We start from the raw sequence: 18,600 nt of genomic DNA, 5'->3' as shown, positions 1-18,600 counted from the left end.
TTCAATTTCTGCTTGTGATAAATAACTTTTGTTATCGACCGATCGAAGCTCACTGTATGCTGGAGTAACAGCGGGGCAACTGATACAAATCAGAAAATCTCAAGGCAGGCGCAACAAGAGAATAGACACATACAAAGGATCGTATATGCAGGTAGAAATCGATATCGTCGACGCTTTCACCAGCGCCCAATTTGGAGGCAACTCTGCAGCGGTAATCATTACTGAAAAGTGGCTCAGCGAGCCCTTGATGCAATCCATCGCCGCACAAAACAATCTCTCGGAAACAGCATTCCTACTCAAGCGCAGCGACAGCGAATATCAAATCCGCTGGTTTTCTCCGCTAACCGAAATCGACTTTTGCGGCCACGCCACCCTGGCCTCCGCTTTTGCGGTCTTTCGAAAGCACCCACATTTAAAGGCTTTGGATTTATTTGCTGAGGCAGTCGGTGAGATGCATATCACTCACAGAGGGGACGGCCTGATCGCTATGAATTTTCCCTCCCGCACCCCACAGCCATTAGCTAACATTCCCTGTGACCTGCTCGAAGGGCTATCGATCACACCGAGAGAAGTTCTGCGCAACAATCAAGCCTACTTTGCCATTTACGCTGACGAAGAGGATATTCTGCAACTGCAGCAGGACCCCGCCAGACTGGCAAAACTCGCTCCCTATGATGTGGTAGTCACCGCACAATCTAGGCAATTCGATTTTATCTCCAGGTATTTTTGGCCCACCAATGGTGGTTCTGAAGACCCAGTAACCGGCTCCATTCACACCGGACTGGCACCCTACTGGGGAGAAAAACTGGGAAGATCAAACCTGATAGCCTTCCAAGCCTCAAAACGCGGAGGCCTGCTACACTGCCAGCTTGATGGGGAGCGAGTGATCATCTCCGGTAACGCAGTGCCATACCTTAGCGGCGTGATTGATGTAGTCGAAAAGGACAAGTAGTTCTTAGCCACTGCACGATCGTCAGATTTCACGCACAAAAAATCCTTTGCCACAAAAAAATAAATGGAGAAAAAAATGAATCACAAAGGCTCATGCCTCTGTAATGAAGTCCAGTTCACAGTGGAGGGGGCTTTTGAAAGCTTCTTCCTTTGCCACTGCGACCACTGCCGTAAAGACACTGGTTCCGCCCATGCCGCCAGCCTCTTTTCCACCTCGGCCAAGCTCCACTGGAACCACGGGGAAGAACTCATCAAGGTCTTTAAACTCCCTTCAACCCGGCACGTAAAAAGCTTCTGCGGTCAGTGCGGGTCCGCCCTGCCCTTTGCCGACAAAGAAGCAGGATTACTGGCAGTGCCCGCTGGCAGCCTTAATAGCCCCATAACCATTAGACCCAATGCACATATCTTTATGGCCAGTAAAGCCGATTGGGACAAGGACCTTGGCAAAGTACCAGAACTCGATGGTTTCCCCCAGGTTGATAAAGCCGACACCCCCTGAAAGGAACAACGGTGCCGCTTGCAAATAAACAAAGCAGCACCTCACAACCTTTTGTAAGTTTTAGCCTGGGTGACCATCAACTCTGGGTTGAAATAGAACTGGGGTGTAGTAAATCAGGAAAAGTGAGTAACCCAGCACCCAGGCAACAATAGCAGCGAGAAAGCCACTGGGAGCTGGCGCCCAGAAAATACGGGCCAGGGCGGATAACGCCAGTGCGGCAAACGCCAACGGCATAAGACGCGGCGCCTGTAAAATACGGCCGGTATGCCCCAAACTCACACGGCTGGTCATAGCCAGAATCAAACCACCAATGCCACCCACCGCAAAAGCATGTAGCGCTGGGCTCTGCCAAGCGGGTGCGATTCCGCTCCAGGCCAAAGCGGCGAGAAAACAACCCAAAATCACCAACCAATAACTGAGGTGTAGGGACCAAACCATGGGCTCCGCCCAGATCTTGGTGGGATGCCAGCGCAACACTCTTACCAGCTGCAAAACACCCAGGGTAATGGCCAGCAATGCCCAAACCATCTTGGGCAAATCCAGGGCCACACTAAGCAGTAAGAGTACGGCCGCAATATGCGTGCCCCATTCCACAATGGGTAACTTCTCACGCGGGCTCAAATGGAAGCGCCGCGCAGTAAAGAAAGGAATAACCCTGCCACCAATCACCAAAATAATCGCCGTCACCAAGAGCAGAACCATCAACGCCACCCGGCTCTGCGAAGCGGGTAGCAACCAGTGGCTGGCCGCCAGTCCAGCAAAGGCCAACATAGCCGGCAGTACAAATAAGTTGCGCCATTGCTTGGTGCGCAGTACACGCGCCCCTAACAAGAATGCAGCCAGTAGGAAGAAAGACACCTCGGCCACGACCGGCATCCACAGAGGCACTGCCGCAAAGAGATATCCTAGGCGTGCCAGCAACCATAAACCCACCAGGCTTATTAGCTGAGTCCCCTTTGGTGAGGGAATTCCGGTCCAGGTTTGCATGGCAGTACCCAAAAAGCCCACCACTACTGCCGCAGCAAAGCCAAACAACATTTCATGGGAATGCCAGGCAACCCCCACACGTAGGGCGGGCAACTGCCAACCGAACAGAGAGGCCTGCCAGATCAGTAATGCGATCATGCTCCACAGGGCACCACCCCAAAAGAAAGGTCGAAAAGGCATGCGCCAGAAAGGGGCAATGGATTCCGCGCTCGCGCGGTCGACAATGGGTATCACAATCTTTTCTCCTTAAACAAAGGGAGGTTAATTCTCCCGGGGCAGGCATTTGCCTTCACAAGGCTCCATTCACAGTTAACACGCACTGCACAACGCCATTATCACTGCTTCGAAATCAGCAATTTAAACGCAGGAGCCAAGAAAGGGGTCAGCACCAATAAGTCCCGTTTCTACTCAATGCCCAATGCAATGCCAGCCTGATGATTCATCACAGTGTGAATTAACACCTGAGAGTCCATTCTAAGAATTGAGCACTCCGCTTATTTTCCCCCAATCAACCCTATTAGTTAATAGGCAAGGGGCATAGTTTATAAAATTTATAACCCTATACAAAAAGCGGGCATTTTCCCCATAAAAAAATCAAATAATGATTGACAAAAAAGCAACCCCAGCAAAAAACCACTAACTTAAAGTTCAACTTTAAGTTAGTAAGCCAACAACTTTATTCAAAGAATCCTCACTGGCTATCGATAAAATTTATAAACATCGAAATATCAACAATTAAACAACTAGGATTTATATTTTACATTTTGTTATCTGCAGGCTTTCCTCGTACAAACAGAACACATACCAGCAGCGCCAATAAAGCCAAGTAAGCATTGACCACAAACGCACGATCAATACCTGTGGCTAAACTCGGGGCCAAGGATACTATGGTGGTATTCATTGCCAGTCCTATCGCCCCACCAATAATCTGAAACATAAAAATCAGGGCTGCAGCAAGGCTAGCTCGATCAGGGCCCACTGCAGTAACAGCAGCAGTGGTAATGGTGGGAAAAAATAGACCCAGCCCAATTCCTAGAGAAATTAAGCCAGGTACTAAATGAAAATAACGGGTGTGCTCCAAGAGGTTCGATAACAAAAACATCCCTCCACCAAGAAAGATAGCTGCCGCTGACAAAATCACTTTGGCCCCAAGCATGGCATATAGCCTGCCAGCAACATAGGAAATAATTCCATAAGTAATCATAACCGGCAGCAAGCCGGCACCAGACCAGACAGCGGAGAGTTTTAATTCTTTTATTAAAAATTGTGGTACATAAAGCAACATCGAGACAAAAATCACGGAGAGTAACAGCGTGGTAATGCCCACAGTAAAAAATCGCCCATTTGTTGCCACATCCGCAGGGATGAGTGGGCTTACCCTCGCATGAGCCTCCACCCAGGAAAAAGAACAAAATGCAATAACAGAAACGATAAGCAACCCCAAAACCAAGGAGCTACTCAAGCCCATATCCACAACAAAATCCAGAGCCAGCAGGAGTGTTAATAAAGAAATCGACAGGAAAATAATTCCTGCATAATCCACCTGCTCACCAGATTTTTCTGGACTGTCATCATCAATTACTCGCCAGCTGATCAACATAGCGATAAGCGCAATAGGGAAATTAATAAGAAATATCCAACGCCAACTAAGGAAATCAGTAAGCAGGCCTCCGAGTAGCGGCCCAACCGAATTGGCAAACCCGCAAACTGTCATAATCAAACCACCAGCCTGTCCAGCGCGATCCCCTGGCATAATCTGATAGGTCATTCCAAGAATTGCCGGCCACATCAAGGCCCCACCCACCCCCATCAGCGCCCGGCTGCCCAATAGCATCCAGACATTAACCGCAAAGCCACCCAATAGAGAAAACAGAATAAAAATACTGCTGCCAATAAAAAACAGACGGCGACGCCCAAACATATCAGCCAGGCGACCTCCGGTGACAATCAACACACCGAATACCAGTGCATAACCGTTAATTACCCACTGCATCGTAGAAATATCTGCCTGGAAATGTCTCTGCATAGCCGGTATTGCCACAGAGAAAGCTGTAAAGTCATTGGCGATTAGAAAAATCGCAAAGGTTAATGCGGTTAGAGCAATGATCTGCTTTTTTGAAAGTGCCTCTTTTGCTGCTGCCATAGGTACTCCAGGCTGCCAATAGCTGAATTTATCGGCTCAATCTATTCACAATTTTAGAAGTAAAAAGTTGATCTCAAACTTTAAAGGAGAGGGTTCAATTTGACATTTTAAGAGCTGGGATCTAATTACTGATAACAAAGTCCTATATTACTGAGAAAATCCCCTTATAAACTGTAGCCACCCAATAACCTCCTACTTTCTTCCCAGGATTTCTACACTTCTCTCTCATACCGCCTTCCCGTTTTATCACCAACACTTACCCATGTAACAAGGTGAGTCCGGAAAGTTACTCTCAGAAATGAATTAGGGTATCTCACGGCACAGTGAGAACGAGGCAGTAGAATTCGGATTTAATCCTATGCGCCATGAATTTAATTCATCAGGATGAGAATAGTGAAACCCATCCTGATTCAAACTCCGCCATCGACCGGCACCTAGGTAAAGACAAGCAGTAGTGCCATTAACAGTGGTTTGGGAAGGGTTCTATTAAGCTGTTCTGGAACTGATCCGCCACTAAAGCCGATCCAATGCAGTAAACCGACTTCAGCGCCAGGCAGAGGCGGAAAGTAGTCGCCTGCGCTTGAAGTCGGACTTTTACGAACAAACAAAAAAATAATACATAGATCTCAGTGCCAGCTGTGAATAACATCCAGTGTACACACTGTAACTACAATGGCTCACACTTACGATATAACCCCGCTTACTTAAAGCGATTTACCGTCATAGTTAAAGATTTAGGCCAGACTACACTTACAGTCGAGCCAGGCAAAAGTAATAGGGCTGTTATTCTATAGCAACCACCCTAGCTGTCTTTTTGTACTCACCATTTATGTTACACCATATACGATCCCCGTGCGCTATATTCATATCTGCCAGCACTTTATCGAAAACACTATTAATTTTAATCTAGTGGAGAGCTACCGCTATGCTCGAACGGAAAACTGTCGAAGAGGTATTCAACGCTCTCCGTACCGACCCCCAACCATTTTTAGAGCGCGTTGCGAACAATGTGCACTGGGTTGTAAAGGGCACCCATGCTATGGCTGGTGAATATTCCTCCAAGAGAGAATTGGTTGAGCGTGCCTTTCATGGAATTGGCAAGGTACTCCAAGGAGGTAAGGTAATGATGGAGGTCAAGCGAATACTAATCGACGGGGACTATGCGGTGGTTGAAATGGAGAGCACCTGCATCGCATTAAATGGTAGAAGGTACAACAATACCTACTGTTGGATTGTTAAATTTGAGAATGGCTTAATTACTGAAGGCACTGCCTATGTGGATTCTGCACTGGTACAGCAGGTCTTGGATGAAAACTCTTAACCCAATTTTTTATTGCCGAAAAACTTGCTTTGGCTTCAGACTGTATAAAAATTATCTGTACAAAGCCCGGTAGCAATACTTGCTACCGGGCCCACTGATCAGTAAAGAGCCGCATATTTACGGCCCCAGATTTTAAGTCGCCACTATTAGTTAGTTTTGGTAATCGATAGTCATATCAAAATTACCCTCTACACATTTAGCGTAATCGCCTTGATTCAGTGCGGAGTAGGCGGTTTGATAGTTCACCAACTGACAGGCAAAACTCTCATTATTGGGATTGTCGGCAGACCAGCCCCAATCCTTATCCCAATAGATACTCAGGGAGGCAGCACCACCGGTCTCAAACTGACCCATATTGGCACATCCCAACTCTTCATCCGCAGGAATGTTCACGCCCAAATAGTCGGTGAAACTTTTGTAGTAGTCCATGCGATTCTGAGAGCGAGCGTCCTCTGAACCCTTACTACACTCGATAGCGCCGTTCACAATATTGGTAGTGACACCAAAACCGGAACTCAGGTTATTGGCCCGGTCAACACTATTGGGCTCCCAGGTCCCATCAACCACATGCAACATGCTCGGCTTGGGCGGCTGTGGATACACGAAGAAGAAAATAGCGCTCGCCAAGTTCAACCAGGTATCCGCAACCAGCTCCGGATTTTCCAGCAGTGTATAAATATCACCGTACATAGCCTGGGAGAAAGGCCCGTAGTTATAGTTCCAGCTCAACTGCTTGGCACCGCGGCCAAAATAACTCTTGTAACCGCCATCGGCATTGATGGCACAGGGCCATACATCCGCCGCCCAGCTGCTGCTGGATTCGCAGGCGCCATAGCCACCGGAAGTTTCCTCAGTCCAACCAATCTCTCGAATCCAGTAGAGACCCTGACGCCATTCCGGCTCATCCCAGGCCGCCGCATGGGCACCGGTTTCCTGGCCAAAATGGGCAAACATAACTGCCAGCGCTTTACGGCAAATAGCATCGGAATTGCGACCATCGGTGTAGTCACCGCAAAAAGCCGGAAACTTGGCCACTGCGCGCAGGAAATTGGTGTAAGTGTATGCATCGGCCCGCAGGGGGAACAAATAGTCCCAGGTATCCTCAGAAATAATACTCTCAACACGCTGAACATTTGTCGGGTTAGCACTGCGACCGGGTTGAACCGCTTCCACAATCGCGTTATCTCGGGTCTCAACAGTATTTTTCACTTCTTGCAGAAGCGAATCAGTGGTACGGGCACTCTCCTCCGCCTTCAGTTCACTCAAGCCCATGACATGACCACTTGCGGAGGCACAACCCGTTTGATTGATACTTACCTCTGCAACGTCACTGGCCGCAGAGGAATCGGTAGCCGTCAGCTGGAAGGTATAGGTCACATTGCTGTAAACCTCAGACAATACCGCCTGAGTGGAGCTGCCCACGTAGTTTGAGAGCTTGATGGAAGGGCCACCTGTCTGGCTCCAGATATAGCGCATACCGCTACCACCGGTAGAGTCAGAACCATCCAGAGTAATGCTGCCAGTACAGCCCACACTATTGGCAGAAGCGGAGATCACCGCATTCACTGCACCACCTGAGTTGCCATTATCATTGGCGTCATCACCGTTACCAGCGTCAATGGCGAGATTTTGCACTGTAACCTGCGCCTCCTCACTGGTTTCACCATCGCTGACAATCAGACTAAAAACAAAGTTCACATCATAGGTTGTGGCCGGCAGAGTCACAGAAGTCGAGGCGCTTGTCGCTGAGGCGATATCCGCTTTAGGAGCGCTCGGTGAGAGCTGTGCCCAACTATAACTGAGCGCGCCATCACCGCCGGAAGCACTAGCGCTGAGCTGCACCGTACCACCACCAGTCACTTGCGTTTGTGAAGTAGACAGGTTGAGAGAGATCGGAGTATTGCCGGTATCACCGCTGTTACCAGTATCTCCTCCACTATTACCGCCGTTATTGCCGCCAGAGTCTCCGCCGTTTTCGCTTCCATTGTTTTCATCGTTAACGCTGCATCCATCGGCCTCTTTGCGAACCCAAGGTGAATCCCAAGTATTTTCCGCTGTCAGTGCATCAGAGGGTAAGTCACTGCCATTTGCCCACCATTGAGCAACAAAAATATCGCCGGCATAGCAAACTTCACTACCCTTGCGATAGCTTTGCCCGGATTGGTAAGCGGCTACGTCACTGGAGCTATCACTACCGGAATTATCTGAACCAGCAGAATTTCCGGAATCAGAATTGTCGTTGTCATTGTGATTATCGGAATGATCACTGTCACTACTATCATCAGAGGCGTCGCAGACTCCCGTTTCTTGCACGATCCAGGGGGAATCCCAGGTGTTCTGCGCAGTCAGGGCCTCAGCTGGACGCTGTTCTGCAGTAGCCCACCACTGCGCTTTAAAAAGATCGCCGCCATAGCAAACTTGGCTACCTCCCCGGTAATGCTGGCCTTCCACATAGTCTTCTGCGGGCTGATCGGCTGCCACAGCCTGGGCACCAATGATCAATGCCGAAGCAATCGCTGTACGAATAAAAAGGTGGCTCATGGAGTCTCCACTATTCATTTTTAGGGTTCTATTAAAAATGGATGTATGCAAGGAGGTAGTGCAGCACGCTAGTGTTATTACAAGAAGCGCGGGCTAAGATTTTATCGTTAAACTCTGTAGTGGGTTTTCAATTTCTAATTATGTGGTCAGAATTTATAAGCCATCTGACTTTAGCCCCAGGCATTGAGAGGAATAATATTCCCATCCAATTAGACTCTTATTTCGGCACAGATAAACTGAGCCATATGATACCTTCAACAAATACTTAAAATTTTTCCGCGCTTTATAGCCAAAACCCCATACATACACTGCAAATTCGATAGAACCTTCTCAGAATGGTTCCCACCATAAAAAACAATTCTTTACAAAACAGCCACCTCAAAACACACATAAAGTACTAGGAAGCGGAAGCAAATAGGAAAGCTATTCCAAAGCATATCAAAAACACCTCAACCTAGAGCCAACCCAGCCCATCTTAAATAGAAATTTAATTTTTAATAAAACAGACAAATCAATACACAAAAAGCACATAAATATCATTCCATAGATAATCTTTTGCATATTTCTTCCATATTTATATATTTCAGGCTGTCGGCAAATGTAAAAAAACTAAACGAGCCAATATCATTCTCCAGAGCAATTTCTCTCGTACTTCCAACAATCCAGCTTAACATCCCTCCCTTTCCCTATGAGTGGGCTAGAGCCTCAATAGAAAATCTCTGGTAAAACTATCAATTCCCATTCAGCCTCAACTCAAGCTTTACAATTGAATCGGCTATCGAACTTATCCCTTCAACCTACAGCCCAGCTTGAGCCTCATACGAATTACCCTTAAAGGACAACCAGGATTACCTAGCAACTGTTTCCCGCCATATGAAAAAATAGAGAAAAACATTAAAAAAACACAGAGAAAAAAACTAATAGATCAAAGAGCAAGATATTGGTGCTAATCGCACTCAAGGCATTAAGTCATAATGCTAGGCTTAGCATCAATGACCCCCCGTAATTAGAGCAACCTCTGATGACTCTGAGATTAGCAATCATTAAAATAAAGCAACATTAAGAAACTTATTTGGAATCTAATCGATATAAAGATAAAGACACGAGCCAATAAGGCATCGGACGTATCACAACTTCTATTCCTCTTCCAGGCTCTACCCACTAAGTAATGAAGGGTTGCCAGCGGGGGCAGTCAAAACTAGGATACAACTTCAAGTCTGCTTGAGGTCAATACAGATGAGTGGTCAACAGGATATAGATATTCGCGAAGTCGCGAAACGCAGTGGGCTTCCCTCCTCTACCCTTAGATATTATGAGGAGAAGGGTCTGATCCAATCTATCAGTAGACGAGGTATTGCCAGAGTCTTCCATATCAGTGTGCTGGAGCAGCTCTCTCTAATAGCTCTGGCACGCTATGCGGGCTTCTCTCTCGATGAGATCGCTAGTATGTTTACATACAACGGAAAACCCAATATTGATCGGGAGCAATTGCTCGAAAAGGCCGATGCAGTGGATAAGAATATCCGCCGCCTGGAAGCTATGCGCGATGGTTTGAGGCATGTGGCAAATTGCCCAGAGGACAATCAGCTGGAGTGTTCAAACTTCCAAAACCTTGTGAAAAGAGCAATGAAATTACAGCAAGAGCCTAGTGATGACTCTACCGAAACGACTCAGAACAAGCTAAGTCACAGCCAATAATCTGTTGTTCTCTTAAAGATGCCACCCCACTAACCTGTGGGGAAACTTGTAAACGGTTAAAGGTTTATTAGAGAGCTAAATGAATCACTACATATTGTGATACCTATAAATGCACCTTCCAAAGAAATCAATACTGGCTGCCCAAGATCTTATTGAGGATGCCGCCAGTTCTGAAAACAAGAAAAGCAATCTACAAATAAAACGATTAATGACCGGTACATTTAAAAAAGTCATGAAGGTATCGATTCACAGCCCCCCATTTTGTACTTTACCAACCAGATACTTCCCTTGAGAGCTGTACTATCGTTGTGATAAGGAAAACAACAGCTTGCTATTATGAAGGTACTGATTGTCGGTGCGGGACCAACTGGTCTTACTCTTGCCGTGGAATTAGCACGCCGGAATATATTTGCCAGGATTATAGATAAACGTGATAGTGCCTCTACTCTGAGTAGGGCCGTTGGTATTACCTCTAAAAGTTTAGAGCTACTATCACACTCCGGTGTATCTAAAAGGCTGATTGAAGAGGGGGTGCCCATTCAAAATGCTTGTATCTATCAAGATAACCACCTTGCTTTGACCTTGCCGCTGCATTCAAGTACCTCTTATTTTCCTACCATATTGGGGTTACCCCAAGACCGCACCGAAACAATCTTAGCGGAGTCTCTGGCCTCCATAGGTGTGGAAGTCGAGTATAAACTCGCACTCAATGAGCTTCATGAGGAAGCGCAATCCGTTATAGCTCAATTATCCAGTGGAGAGGAGAGTAGCTTCGATCTTATTATCGGCGCAGATGGTGTTCGCAGCGCAGTTCGACAAGGTGCCAATATCCCCTATCCCGGATTTGATTTAAACGAAGACTGGTCAATCGCCGATGTGGAACTGGATGATTGGCCTCATCCACAAATGTTCACCCTCACGCAGACCAAGCCGGGAATAGTGGCAGTTTCAGTCCCCATCGGTAAAAATCGCTATCGCTTTGTTGGTAATTGCGAAAAGGTTTTGGAAGTTTTTCCGCTGCCGCTAAGAATTCACAAGGTGAGGCGGGAAGGGGTCTTCAAGATATCTATCCGTCAGGCACAGAGCTACTCCAAGGGCAGAATACATCTAGCCGGTGATGCTGCACATTGCCACTCCCCAGTTGGCGGACGAGGTATGAATTTGGGTATCGCCGATGCAGCCGAGCTAGCCAAATGTATTGCAGAAGGCCAGCTGGATAATTACTCGCCGCTACGCCGTCGGGAAGATAAGAAGGTAATAGATATCACAGAGCGAGGAAGAAAAATTGTCACTTCACAATCATTTCTCACCAGGCTCGAATTTTCTGCCTTATTAGCCGCAGCCAATCATCTACCATTTGTTAAAAGAAGACTCAGTAGGTTTGTGGTTGAGTTTTAAAGAGAGCAATAATACCGCGCGGCCCTCTTTACTAAGCCACACTAAACTCTGTCATCATGCCAGAGTCCTCGTGCTCCAGAACATGGCAATGCACCATGTAGGGCATATCCGGCATCGCCTCCAAAGGAAAACGTACATAGATTTCTGCACTACCGGCATTGGATATAGGCACCGTATCCTTCCAGCCACGCATATAGGCCGGTGGCGTAGCATCGTTAAATTTAACCAGGCGAAACTGGCAACCGTGAATATGGACCGGGTGCAGCATAGTGTCTTTGCCCTCAGAAATTCGCCAGTGCAAGTCTGTATTAATGGGGGCCTTGAACCCAGGTTCAGTGAAGGAAAATGAAACACCATTAACCGCATTAGCGGTCAATTGTGCTTTCAAAGGCAACGCCGGCGCCTCAGTGATGAGTTTGAGCACCCTGGCTACCACAGCAGGGTCCGTTTTTCCCGAGGCTACCATTTTTTCCAGCCCGGTCGCATCAATAAGTTTGTCTGCGATCTGCCAGCGGTTCATCTGCATTACCAACTTCTGGCTGATCGGCGGCAGCTTAGCCGGTATTTCAGGCATTGATACCAGCCGCTCAGGCAAAGAACCCCGCCCCTCCTCATTAGTGGGCACCACACTGAGAAACACTACAGGCCCATCGAATGGGGGCAACCGCATCACCTGTTGGGGCACTGGTAGAGTTATAAAATCAAAGGGCTGGCCATTGCGGGCATCCACTATTACCTCGTAACGCTCCCCGGCAGCTATGGGTAACTCTTTAACCTCTACGGGTTCTGGTAAAAATCCACCGTCTGTGGCAATCACATAGAAGGGCCTCTGATCACTAGTGGAGAGTCGGTAGTTACGAGCGTTTGATCCATCCAGAATCCTGAAGCGCACCCATCCTCTTGGGGGATTAACCACCGGGTTGACCACGCCATTGGTAAGCAAGATATCCCCGCAATAGCCCGCAGCAACAGTAATCTCATTAAAGCGATGAAAGAAGCTGCCGTCTTTGTTAAAGCGCCTATCTTGGATAATCACAGGGATATCATCCACCCCCCAACGCTTCGGCAGAGGCAAGGCATCACTATTTTCATCATCAATGATAATCAGCCCTGCCAGCCCCTTAAGTACCAACTCGGCAGTGGTGGGATAGAGATGCGGATGAAACCAAAGCGTCGCCGCCGGCTGGATAATCGGTAACTTTGCAGTCCATGTATGACCCGGCTTGATGGGCATATAGGGACCACCATCGGCATAACCCGGCACAATCAGGCCATGCCAGTGTGCAGTTACATTCTGGGTCAATTGATTATGTACGTTAGCCGTTACCGTTTCACCCTTGCGCAAGCGCAAAGCCGGGCCTAAAAAGGGGCCATTAAAGCCATAGGTCGGCGTTGTTACTCCCTTGAGAAATACTTTCTCTGCTGGCTTGGCTACTAGATTGATTTTTCCGGCTGAGTCCGCCCTCAACTCCGGAGGAATTGGCAGTACAGGCCTTGTAGAGGAATCCCTGGTGCCATTGGTTTGCGCCCTCATATTAGAGCTAGCCAATAGAGATGCCGCCAAGGTACCAAGACAGAAATCGCGACGTGATAAATGAGACAAGAAGAATCCCTCCTCATAATCTTAACGTTAAAATCTGGTAATATTCTGGCGGCTTAAACTTCTCGCCAACTACACACCTTTAATAGGCCCCAAAGCAGCATAGACCGCGGTGGCATCAGTAATAAATGGTTACAAGAGTAGGAGTTAGGTGGCCTTACATTGATCTATTTTTAGATGCCACCAGTATTACTGTCATTTGAGATACAGGCTGAACTCTTATTTTTCCTCAATACAATAATATCCATATCCAGACGCCAATGCTTATTAAAACCACTAGCTTTATCATTTAACCGAAAAAAGCTGGGGCGACACAATCAAAAGCATGGTCTCTCAATAGAGCCTCAATATAATAAATCCGCCAGTGTAACTATAGAAATAGACACTCAACAAATCTAAGAAAATATTCCTATACAGTTAACTCAAATAATCAATAAAGCGCCTAAAACTATAAAACAATCCGTAGAATAAATTGACAAATTTTTTCAGACCTTCGCTCTAGGCATATGCAGAATCACAAAAAAAGCAACATACGCCAAGCCCATACTTTTTTCTCATAATTTCAACACTTATTTCCCATGGCGGATAATCTGACACCTATAGATACTTTTATGAGAAGATTTACTTAGAAGGCAGACCAATCGCAACTCTAGATGGAACACTCTCGTACAAGCGGGGCCCCCACTAAATTCACGAAGGAGATCATTTCAACCTTATTTTCCACCTAAAGAATCCAAAAAATAATTAGATCTCAATATAGACCTGCCATTTATTTCAGACTCATGCAGTAAAGGAGTCACACATGAAGCCATATTGCAACTTATTCACGGGGATAATTACATTTATTAGCATTGCAGCCTTTGCCGCAGGGAATCATGAACTTCAAAATCACTTACAAACAGATTTCAACTCCAGCAGCGATCAAACAGAAACAAATAACGATAATTTCAGGAGGAGCATTCAAAATGGCAATAAAAATATTGTGGATACCCAGAAAAATAACGAAACACTTGGAGGTAGCATACAATTCATTCAAATAGGCGACTTAAATCAGGCAAATATTTCTCAGCCAGGAACCACAACCTCATCCATTATTAATCGCCAACTTGGCAGTAAAAATATTTTATCTGTCACCCAGACTAACAGCATCAACAGCAACATATTCATTAATCAACAGGGCAACCAAAACTATTCAAACACAAACCAAATTTCTGGAGACAAAAATAGAGTCATTAATACTCAGATAGGAAGTTCAAATTATTTCATCGCCAAACAAGAAGGGAGCATATCCAGTACTATAAAAGTGCATCAAGAAGGCAATGTTCAGCATACCTCTGTAGAAGAAAGCAAATCTAGCTTTTTCAATACTGTTTCAGTTATTCAGCTGAATCTAAAAAACTCAGCAACTATTAATTTAATTGCAACAAATAATAGCAGCATTGATATATTTCAAGAGGAAAGCAAAAATCACATAGGAATATTGCAGCGCTTGTCTACTAGAAATAGTGTGCAAATTCGACAATTGGGAACTTCTGATATTGCTTTGATCATCCAAACCGGTAGCTCTGACAACACTATCGTCTTACGCCAGAGTGGAGACCGCGTACTTGACATTCCAGGCCAGAAGTCCACTGAAAATGGCAAAGACATACAACTAACCAATTCCAACAATCAAGTAATTGTCAATCAGCAAGGTACTGAGTTAAGCAGCATTAACTCCAATCAGTTTGGCTCAGCTAACCAACTCACCATTAACCAGAGCGGTCTAAACATTAACACTTCTAATGAACAACAAGGCAATAAAAATGTTACAAGAGTTGATCAAGCTGGAGAGCACCTCACCATCCTTACTCGCCAGATTGGCAATGAAAATCAGTCAACCTTTCATCAAATGGGAAGTGACCTAAACATAATTGCCAAGCAGCTTGGCGATAGAAATAGCCTTTCAATTATTCAGAAAAGTAATTTTAGCGTTATTGAAAGTGTCCAGATTGGAAATGGGAACCGACAAAAAATAGTGCAAAGCAACTCTAGTAACCGGGCCTCTTTGCATCAAGTAGGACAAGGTAATACTAGTCGGGTATATCAATGATGGTTATCTATTACTGATCACTTAAGTCTCTACTTTGTATCAACTATTCCCTGTCTTACTTATTTGAGGCTAACAAATAGGCAAGGCTTGAGATATCGCACTCATTCGAATTGTTCTTTAGAACTAGTCGCTGTGTAGTGGTCTCCTAAACCCGGACACCAATTTAGGTGGTAAAGTTGCCATCGAAAATAGAGATTTTCAATGAGTAGACAACGTCGATCCTTTTCTCCCGAATTTAAATTAGATTCTGCCCGCTTGGTTGTAGGTCAAGGCTATTCAATTGCTGAAGCAGCCCGATCGCTGGATGTTGGTACAACGGCTATCCGCCGTTGGATGTAGCAACTTGAGGCAGATCGGAGTAGAAGGCTACCGCTCTTTTAATGTCCGACGAGATGAATCGTACGCACTGCTAGACCGATTGAGTGAGCAGGAGCCTGTGGAACTGGTCTGCAAAGCGATTGAAATACCGCGATCATGCTACTACGAATACAGGATAAAGAAGAACTCCGTTGATGTTCCCAGAATAAAGCTCCGCTCCAAAGTCATTGAAGTCTTCGAGCGCAGCCGTAGCTCTGCAAGAAGTCGTACAGTCGTAAGTTTGCTTTAAGAGCAGGGGGTATCAACCGGACGCTTTAAAGTCCGAAGACTAATGTGTGAGGCCGGCTTAGTGTGTAAACAACCTGGTCCTCATAAGCATAAGAGAGCAATAGTCGAGCACTCAGATATACCGAATGAACTTGATCGCCAGTTTAATGTTGAGAAACCCAATCAATTTTGGTGTGGTGACATTACCTATATCTAGGCCGGTTCAAGCTGGTGTTACCTGGCTACCGTTATAGATTTACACGCTCGCCGTATCGTTGGATGGGCCCTCTCAGGGAAACCAGATGCACACTAACGATAAAGGCACTGGAAATGGCCTGGGAGCAGCGAGGAAAGCCTAATGGGGTTATGTTCCATTCAGATCAAGGCAGTCAGTATACCAGCCACCAGTTCCGCCAACGGCTATGGCGCTACTGAATGACCCAGAGCATGAGTCGACGTGGAAATTGCTTGGATAATGCACCAATGGAAAGACTGTGCCGGAGTCTGAAAAGTGAATGGATACCCTCTCTCGGTTACAAGTAAGCTGAGACATCAGCCATTACTTTGATGACTTACTACAACTGGGAGCGCCCTCACCAACCCAATTACGGATTACCACCCGTAAAAGCGGAAGAAAAACTTAACTTACTGTCCGGAAATAGTTGACCACTGCAGCCCAACCTGTTAAAGGCCTCTAGCGCGTCCGTAGGGACTCATAAATAAGCTTTTCAGTTTAAAAATTCCCTAAATACAATGACCTCACTCTATGTGGCACTTACAGCAGAGATTTTGGGTGCTCAACCTATAGGTAAAAAATAATGTCACGACAACAAGCGATAAATGCCCACTGTAAAGAATGCATCTATGACAAACTTTCTTTAGGGGCATGGCGCCAGCAAGTAGAAAACTGCACTTTCAATCAGTGTTCCTTATACACTTTTAGGCCCAAGAGCCGTGTAAAGAAACTCCCAAAGACAACTGCTACAGTTACGGAGCACTTAAGAACACCTATCCTTCAACACTAATTGCGTAACTAAAAACCATACGTAATCAAACTACCACTTCCTACTTATCCCAGCCCCTTAGTAAGCCTCTATCAGCTTAATTGCGTTACAGTTTTCCATACCCTTTCAAGTCTATTTGTAATTACCTACCGAAATGCCTGGGTAGAAAGAATGGCAGTTGACACTGCAAAGGTAAGTAGGGAACAGAGAGAGCAGGCTATTGATGACCTGCTGAATAATGTAGAGAAGTTTATGAGTGCTGGTAGTACCGTTGTGTCCGTTATGGATGCCTCAGGAACCACTGTCAGCCGTCCGACTGGATACGTCCAGTAAGCCGCTTAAGATTCGTTGAAGGTGCCTGTAGAGCCTTTGAGGGGCTTTGCAGGAATTTTTTCTAGGAGCTATCTTATCCGTAATCTTTGTAGCAGCGTTATTTTCTCATGAATATCTTTCTTGAGCCTTGGTCTGGCATGCTGGCCGATCGGCCCTGTCGCAAGATCAGTTATTCTGCGTGCTATTCGTGCCATCTCAATAGTCTCAGTTGTCGCGCCATATTCCTCCCAAAAAGAAAGACACTCTTTATGCGCTCCTGAATCTTGTTCAAGCTCGATTAAGATACCAATTGCTGTTGCTACACTATTAGATTCATTTATCTGATATATATACTCAAATGAAACACTAACAAGGAATTTAATTACCTCATGTGTCGTACATTTATCTTCTAAATATCTTTTATAAAGATGCTCGTCATGTTTTTTTAAGAAGAGCATAACTATGATTAGCTCTATATCCCTGTGATTATAATCAGGTATTGACCTAATAATAACCGCTAAGCGGCTGATGATTCTGTTGGTATCCCTAAGGGTGTAGGAAAAACGTTCACAAAGCCAGTGGAGTATACTTTCTACATAGCCAAGGTCTGGATCACTTGGTAGTTTTTCATAGATTTCATACAACCCAGTTTTGACACAAACTGCTTCAATGTATTTATATCGTTCAGGCTCGGCAAGCTGATACTCAAAATCGAAAAATCTATCTAGACAGCTATGTCCATCAAATTCATTTCCATAAACGCCTTTTATACTACTGTCGAGTTGTTCTCGGTTTACAGCAACAACGAAAATTATTTTTTCTAAATTAAATAAATGTTTGATCATCTCCAATAGATCAATTGCAAAAGTAGGCTTGCAGCGATCTAACTCATCAATAAATATTATTAGCTTTTCTTGCCCTTGAGGTAGCCGGGTGATTGCCTCCGATAAGCTCTCCTTAAATTTCTTCAAGGCAGTTTGTTTTGATTGGAAGTCTTCAAATAGCTTCCTAGTTCCATCCCCAATAGCGTCTGCAACAACTTTTTCCGTAATTTTATCAGCTTCTACCGCGCCTACAGTTGCTATTTTTACCACAGCCACCGTAAGCCTCTTGAGTATTTCTGGAACATATTGCTTAGAGGCTGTTTCATAACTTGAAATCGGCTATTCTCATATAATTACATAGAAAAAAGTCCAGCAATAGTGAGCCGATTTCAAGTTATGAAACAGCCTCTAGACACTTAGCAGTACAATCGTGATTAAAGTAGGTATAAAACCCTACCATGAACCAACTACATCCAAGAGTTAGCATGTGTATCAGAACAGGGAAAGCCTCAATATCAGATGGGCACGTAGCAAAAGGATAAAAGAATGGAATAGCTTGCATTAATACTAACTGTGGCATTAAAACCGGTAGAGGTGAGAGTGGAGCTAGTGTGACAATGGCTGAATTTAATAGTAAAGAAGCTT

General features: G+C 45.5%; 12 protein-coding genes and 1 pseudogene. 8 read left to right on the top strand and 5 right to left on the bottom strand.

Annotation, left to right across the window (positions count from 1 at the left end; all coding sequences use genetic code 11):
- The first annotated feature begins 145 nt into the window (after positions 1–145).
- The gene (locus ACJJI0_RS19715) at positions 146–952 is read left to right on the top strand and encodes a PhzF family protein (RefSeq protein ID WP_444883897.1); all 807 of its coding nucleotides are present in this window, start codon (positions 146–148) and stop codon (positions 950–952) included.
- Positions 953–1,027: 75 nt separating this feature from the next.
- Positions 1,028–1,450: a GFA family protein gene (locus ACJJI0_RS19710; RefSeq protein WP_444883896.1), complete on the top strand. Its 423-nt coding sequence runs from the start codon at positions 1,028–1,030 to the stop codon at positions 1,448–1,450.
- 60 nt (positions 1,451–1,510) lie between these two features.
- Here ACJJI0_RS19710 and ACJJI0_RS19705 read toward each other — a convergent pair whose 3' ends face one another.
- Together ACJJI0_RS19705 and ACJJI0_RS19700 are read right to left on the bottom strand one after the other, a co-directional pair.
- On the bottom strand, positions 1,511–2,671 hold the full coding sequence (locus ACJJI0_RS19705; protein WP_444883895.1) for an NnrS family protein: 1,161 nt from the start codon (positions 2,669–2,671) through the stop codon (positions 1,511–1,513).
- 523 nt (positions 2,672–3,194) lie between these two features.
- A complete protein-coding gene (locus ACJJI0_RS19700; protein WP_444883894.1) occupies positions 3,195–4,580 on the bottom strand; it encodes an MFS transporter in 1,386 nt (461 codons plus the stop codon).
- Positions 4,581–5,505: 925 nt separating this feature from the next.
- Here ACJJI0_RS19700 and ACJJI0_RS19695 point away from each other — a divergent pair.
- Positions 5,506–5,901 carry a nuclear transport factor 2 family protein gene (locus tag ACJJI0_RS19695; protein WP_444883893.1) on the top strand — a complete coding sequence of 132 codons (396 nt, stop codon included), beginning with the start codon at positions 5,506–5,508 and terminating at the stop codon, positions 5,899–5,901.
- Positions 5,902–6,051: 150 nt separating this feature from the next.
- Here the strand turns inward: ACJJI0_RS19695 and ACJJI0_RS19690 are convergent, their stop codons facing one another.
- Positions 6,052–8,442: a chitinase gene (locus tag ACJJI0_RS19690; RefSeq protein ID WP_444883892.1), complete on the bottom strand. Its 2,391-nt coding sequence runs from the start codon at positions 8,440–8,442 to the stop codon at positions 6,052–6,054.
- 1,236 nt (positions 8,443–9,678) lie between these two features.
- Between ACJJI0_RS19690 and ACJJI0_RS19685 the strand changes: the two genes are divergently transcribed.
- Positions 9,679–10,140, top strand: coding sequence for a helix-turn-helix domain-containing protein (locus ACJJI0_RS19685; protein ID WP_444883891.1), 462 nt, complete (start codon positions 9,679–9,681; stop codon positions 10,138–10,140).
- Positions 10,141–10,476: 336 nt separating this feature from the next.
- Positions 10,477–11,538, top strand: a complete 1,062-nt coding sequence (locus tag ACJJI0_RS19680; RefSeq protein WP_444883890.1) for an FAD-dependent oxidoreductase — start codon at positions 10,477–10,479, stop codon at positions 11,536–11,538.
- A 31-nt stretch (positions 11,539–11,569) separates the two neighbouring features.
- On the opposite strand, the gene cueO is transcribed toward ACJJI0_RS19680, so the two are convergent.
- On the bottom strand, positions 11,570–13,141 hold the full coding sequence (cueO, locus tag ACJJI0_RS19675) for a multicopper oxidase CueO (protein ID WP_444883889.1): 1,572 nt from the start codon (positions 13,139–13,141) through the stop codon (positions 11,570–11,572).
- A 799-nt stretch (positions 13,142–13,940) separates the two neighbouring features.
- Here cueO and ACJJI0_RS19670 point away from each other — a divergent pair.
- The 3 genes and pseudogenes from ACJJI0_RS19670 to ACJJI0_RS19660 all read left to right on the top strand — a co-directional run bounded on the left by ACJJI0_RS19670 (position 13,941) and on the right by ACJJI0_RS19660 (position 17,152).
- The gene (locus ACJJI0_RS19670) at positions 13,941–15,230 is read left to right on the top strand and encodes a hypothetical protein (RefSeq protein ID WP_444883888.1); all 1,290 of its coding nucleotides are present in this window, start codon (positions 13,941–13,943) and stop codon (positions 15,228–15,230) included.
- A 201-nt stretch (positions 15,231–15,431) separates the two neighbouring features.
- Positions 15,432–16,481, top strand: a pseudogene (locus ACJJI0_RS19665) (IS3 family transposase).
- 509 nt (positions 16,482–16,990) lie between these two features.
- Complete coding sequence (locus tag ACJJI0_RS19660) at positions 16,991–17,152, top strand: hypothetical protein (protein ID WP_444883887.1); 162 nt, start codon at positions 16,991–16,993, stop codon at positions 17,150–17,152.
- Positions 17,153–17,220: 68 nt separating this feature from the next.
- Here ACJJI0_RS19660 and ACJJI0_RS19655 read toward each other — a convergent pair whose 3' ends face one another.
- Positions 17,221–18,231 (bottom strand): KAP family P-loop NTPase fold protein, encoded by a 1,011-nt coding sequence (locus ACJJI0_RS19655; protein ID WP_444883886.1) that lies wholly within the window; start codon positions 18,229–18,231, stop codon positions 17,221–17,223.
- Positions 18,232–18,600 lie beyond the last annotated feature (369 nt).

It is taken from the genome of Microbulbifer mixtoriginis (SeqCode), from assembly GCF_052466695.1.
The sequence above is the reverse complement of the archived record's forward strand: the minus strand, read 5'-3'. Positions and strand labels throughout refer to the sequence as shown.

Excerpts from the sequence above, each read along its gene's own strand:
- ACJJI0_RS19700 (WP_444883894.1), bottom strand. The coding sequence starts at position 4,580 with ATGGCAGCAGCAAAAGAGGCACTTTCAAAAAAGCAGATCATTGCTCTA.
- ACJJI0_RS19670 (WP_444883888.1), top strand. The coding sequence starts at position 13,941 with ATGAAGCCATATTGCAACTTATTCACGGGGATAATTACATTTATTAGC.
- ACJJI0_RS19680 (WP_444883890.1), top strand. The coding sequence starts at position 10,477 with ATGAAGGTACTGATTGTCGGTGCGGGACCAACTGGTCTTACTCTTGCC.
- ACJJI0_RS19685 (WP_444883891.1), top strand. The coding sequence starts at position 9,679 with ATGAGTGGTCAACAGGATATAGATATTCGCGAAGTCGCGAAACGCAGT.
- ACJJI0_RS19660 (WP_444883887.1), top strand. The coding sequence starts at position 16,991 with ATGGCAGTTGACACTGCAAAGGTAAGTAGGGAACAGAGAGAGCAGGCT.
- ACJJI0_RS19695 (WP_444883893.1), top strand. The coding sequence starts at position 5,506 with ATGCTCGAACGGAAAACTGTCGAAGAGGTATTCAACGCTCTCCGTACC.
- ACJJI0_RS19710 (WP_444883896.1), top strand. The coding sequence starts at position 1,028 with ATGAATCACAAAGGCTCATGCCTCTGTAATGAAGTCCAGTTCACAGTG.
- ACJJI0_RS19690 (WP_444883892.1), bottom strand. The coding sequence starts at position 8,442 with ATGAGCCACCTTTTTATTCGTACAGCGATTGCTTCGGCATTGATCATT.
- ACJJI0_RS19715 (WP_444883897.1), top strand. The coding sequence starts at position 146 with ATGCAGGTAGAAATCGATATCGTCGACGCTTTCACCAGCGCCCAATTT.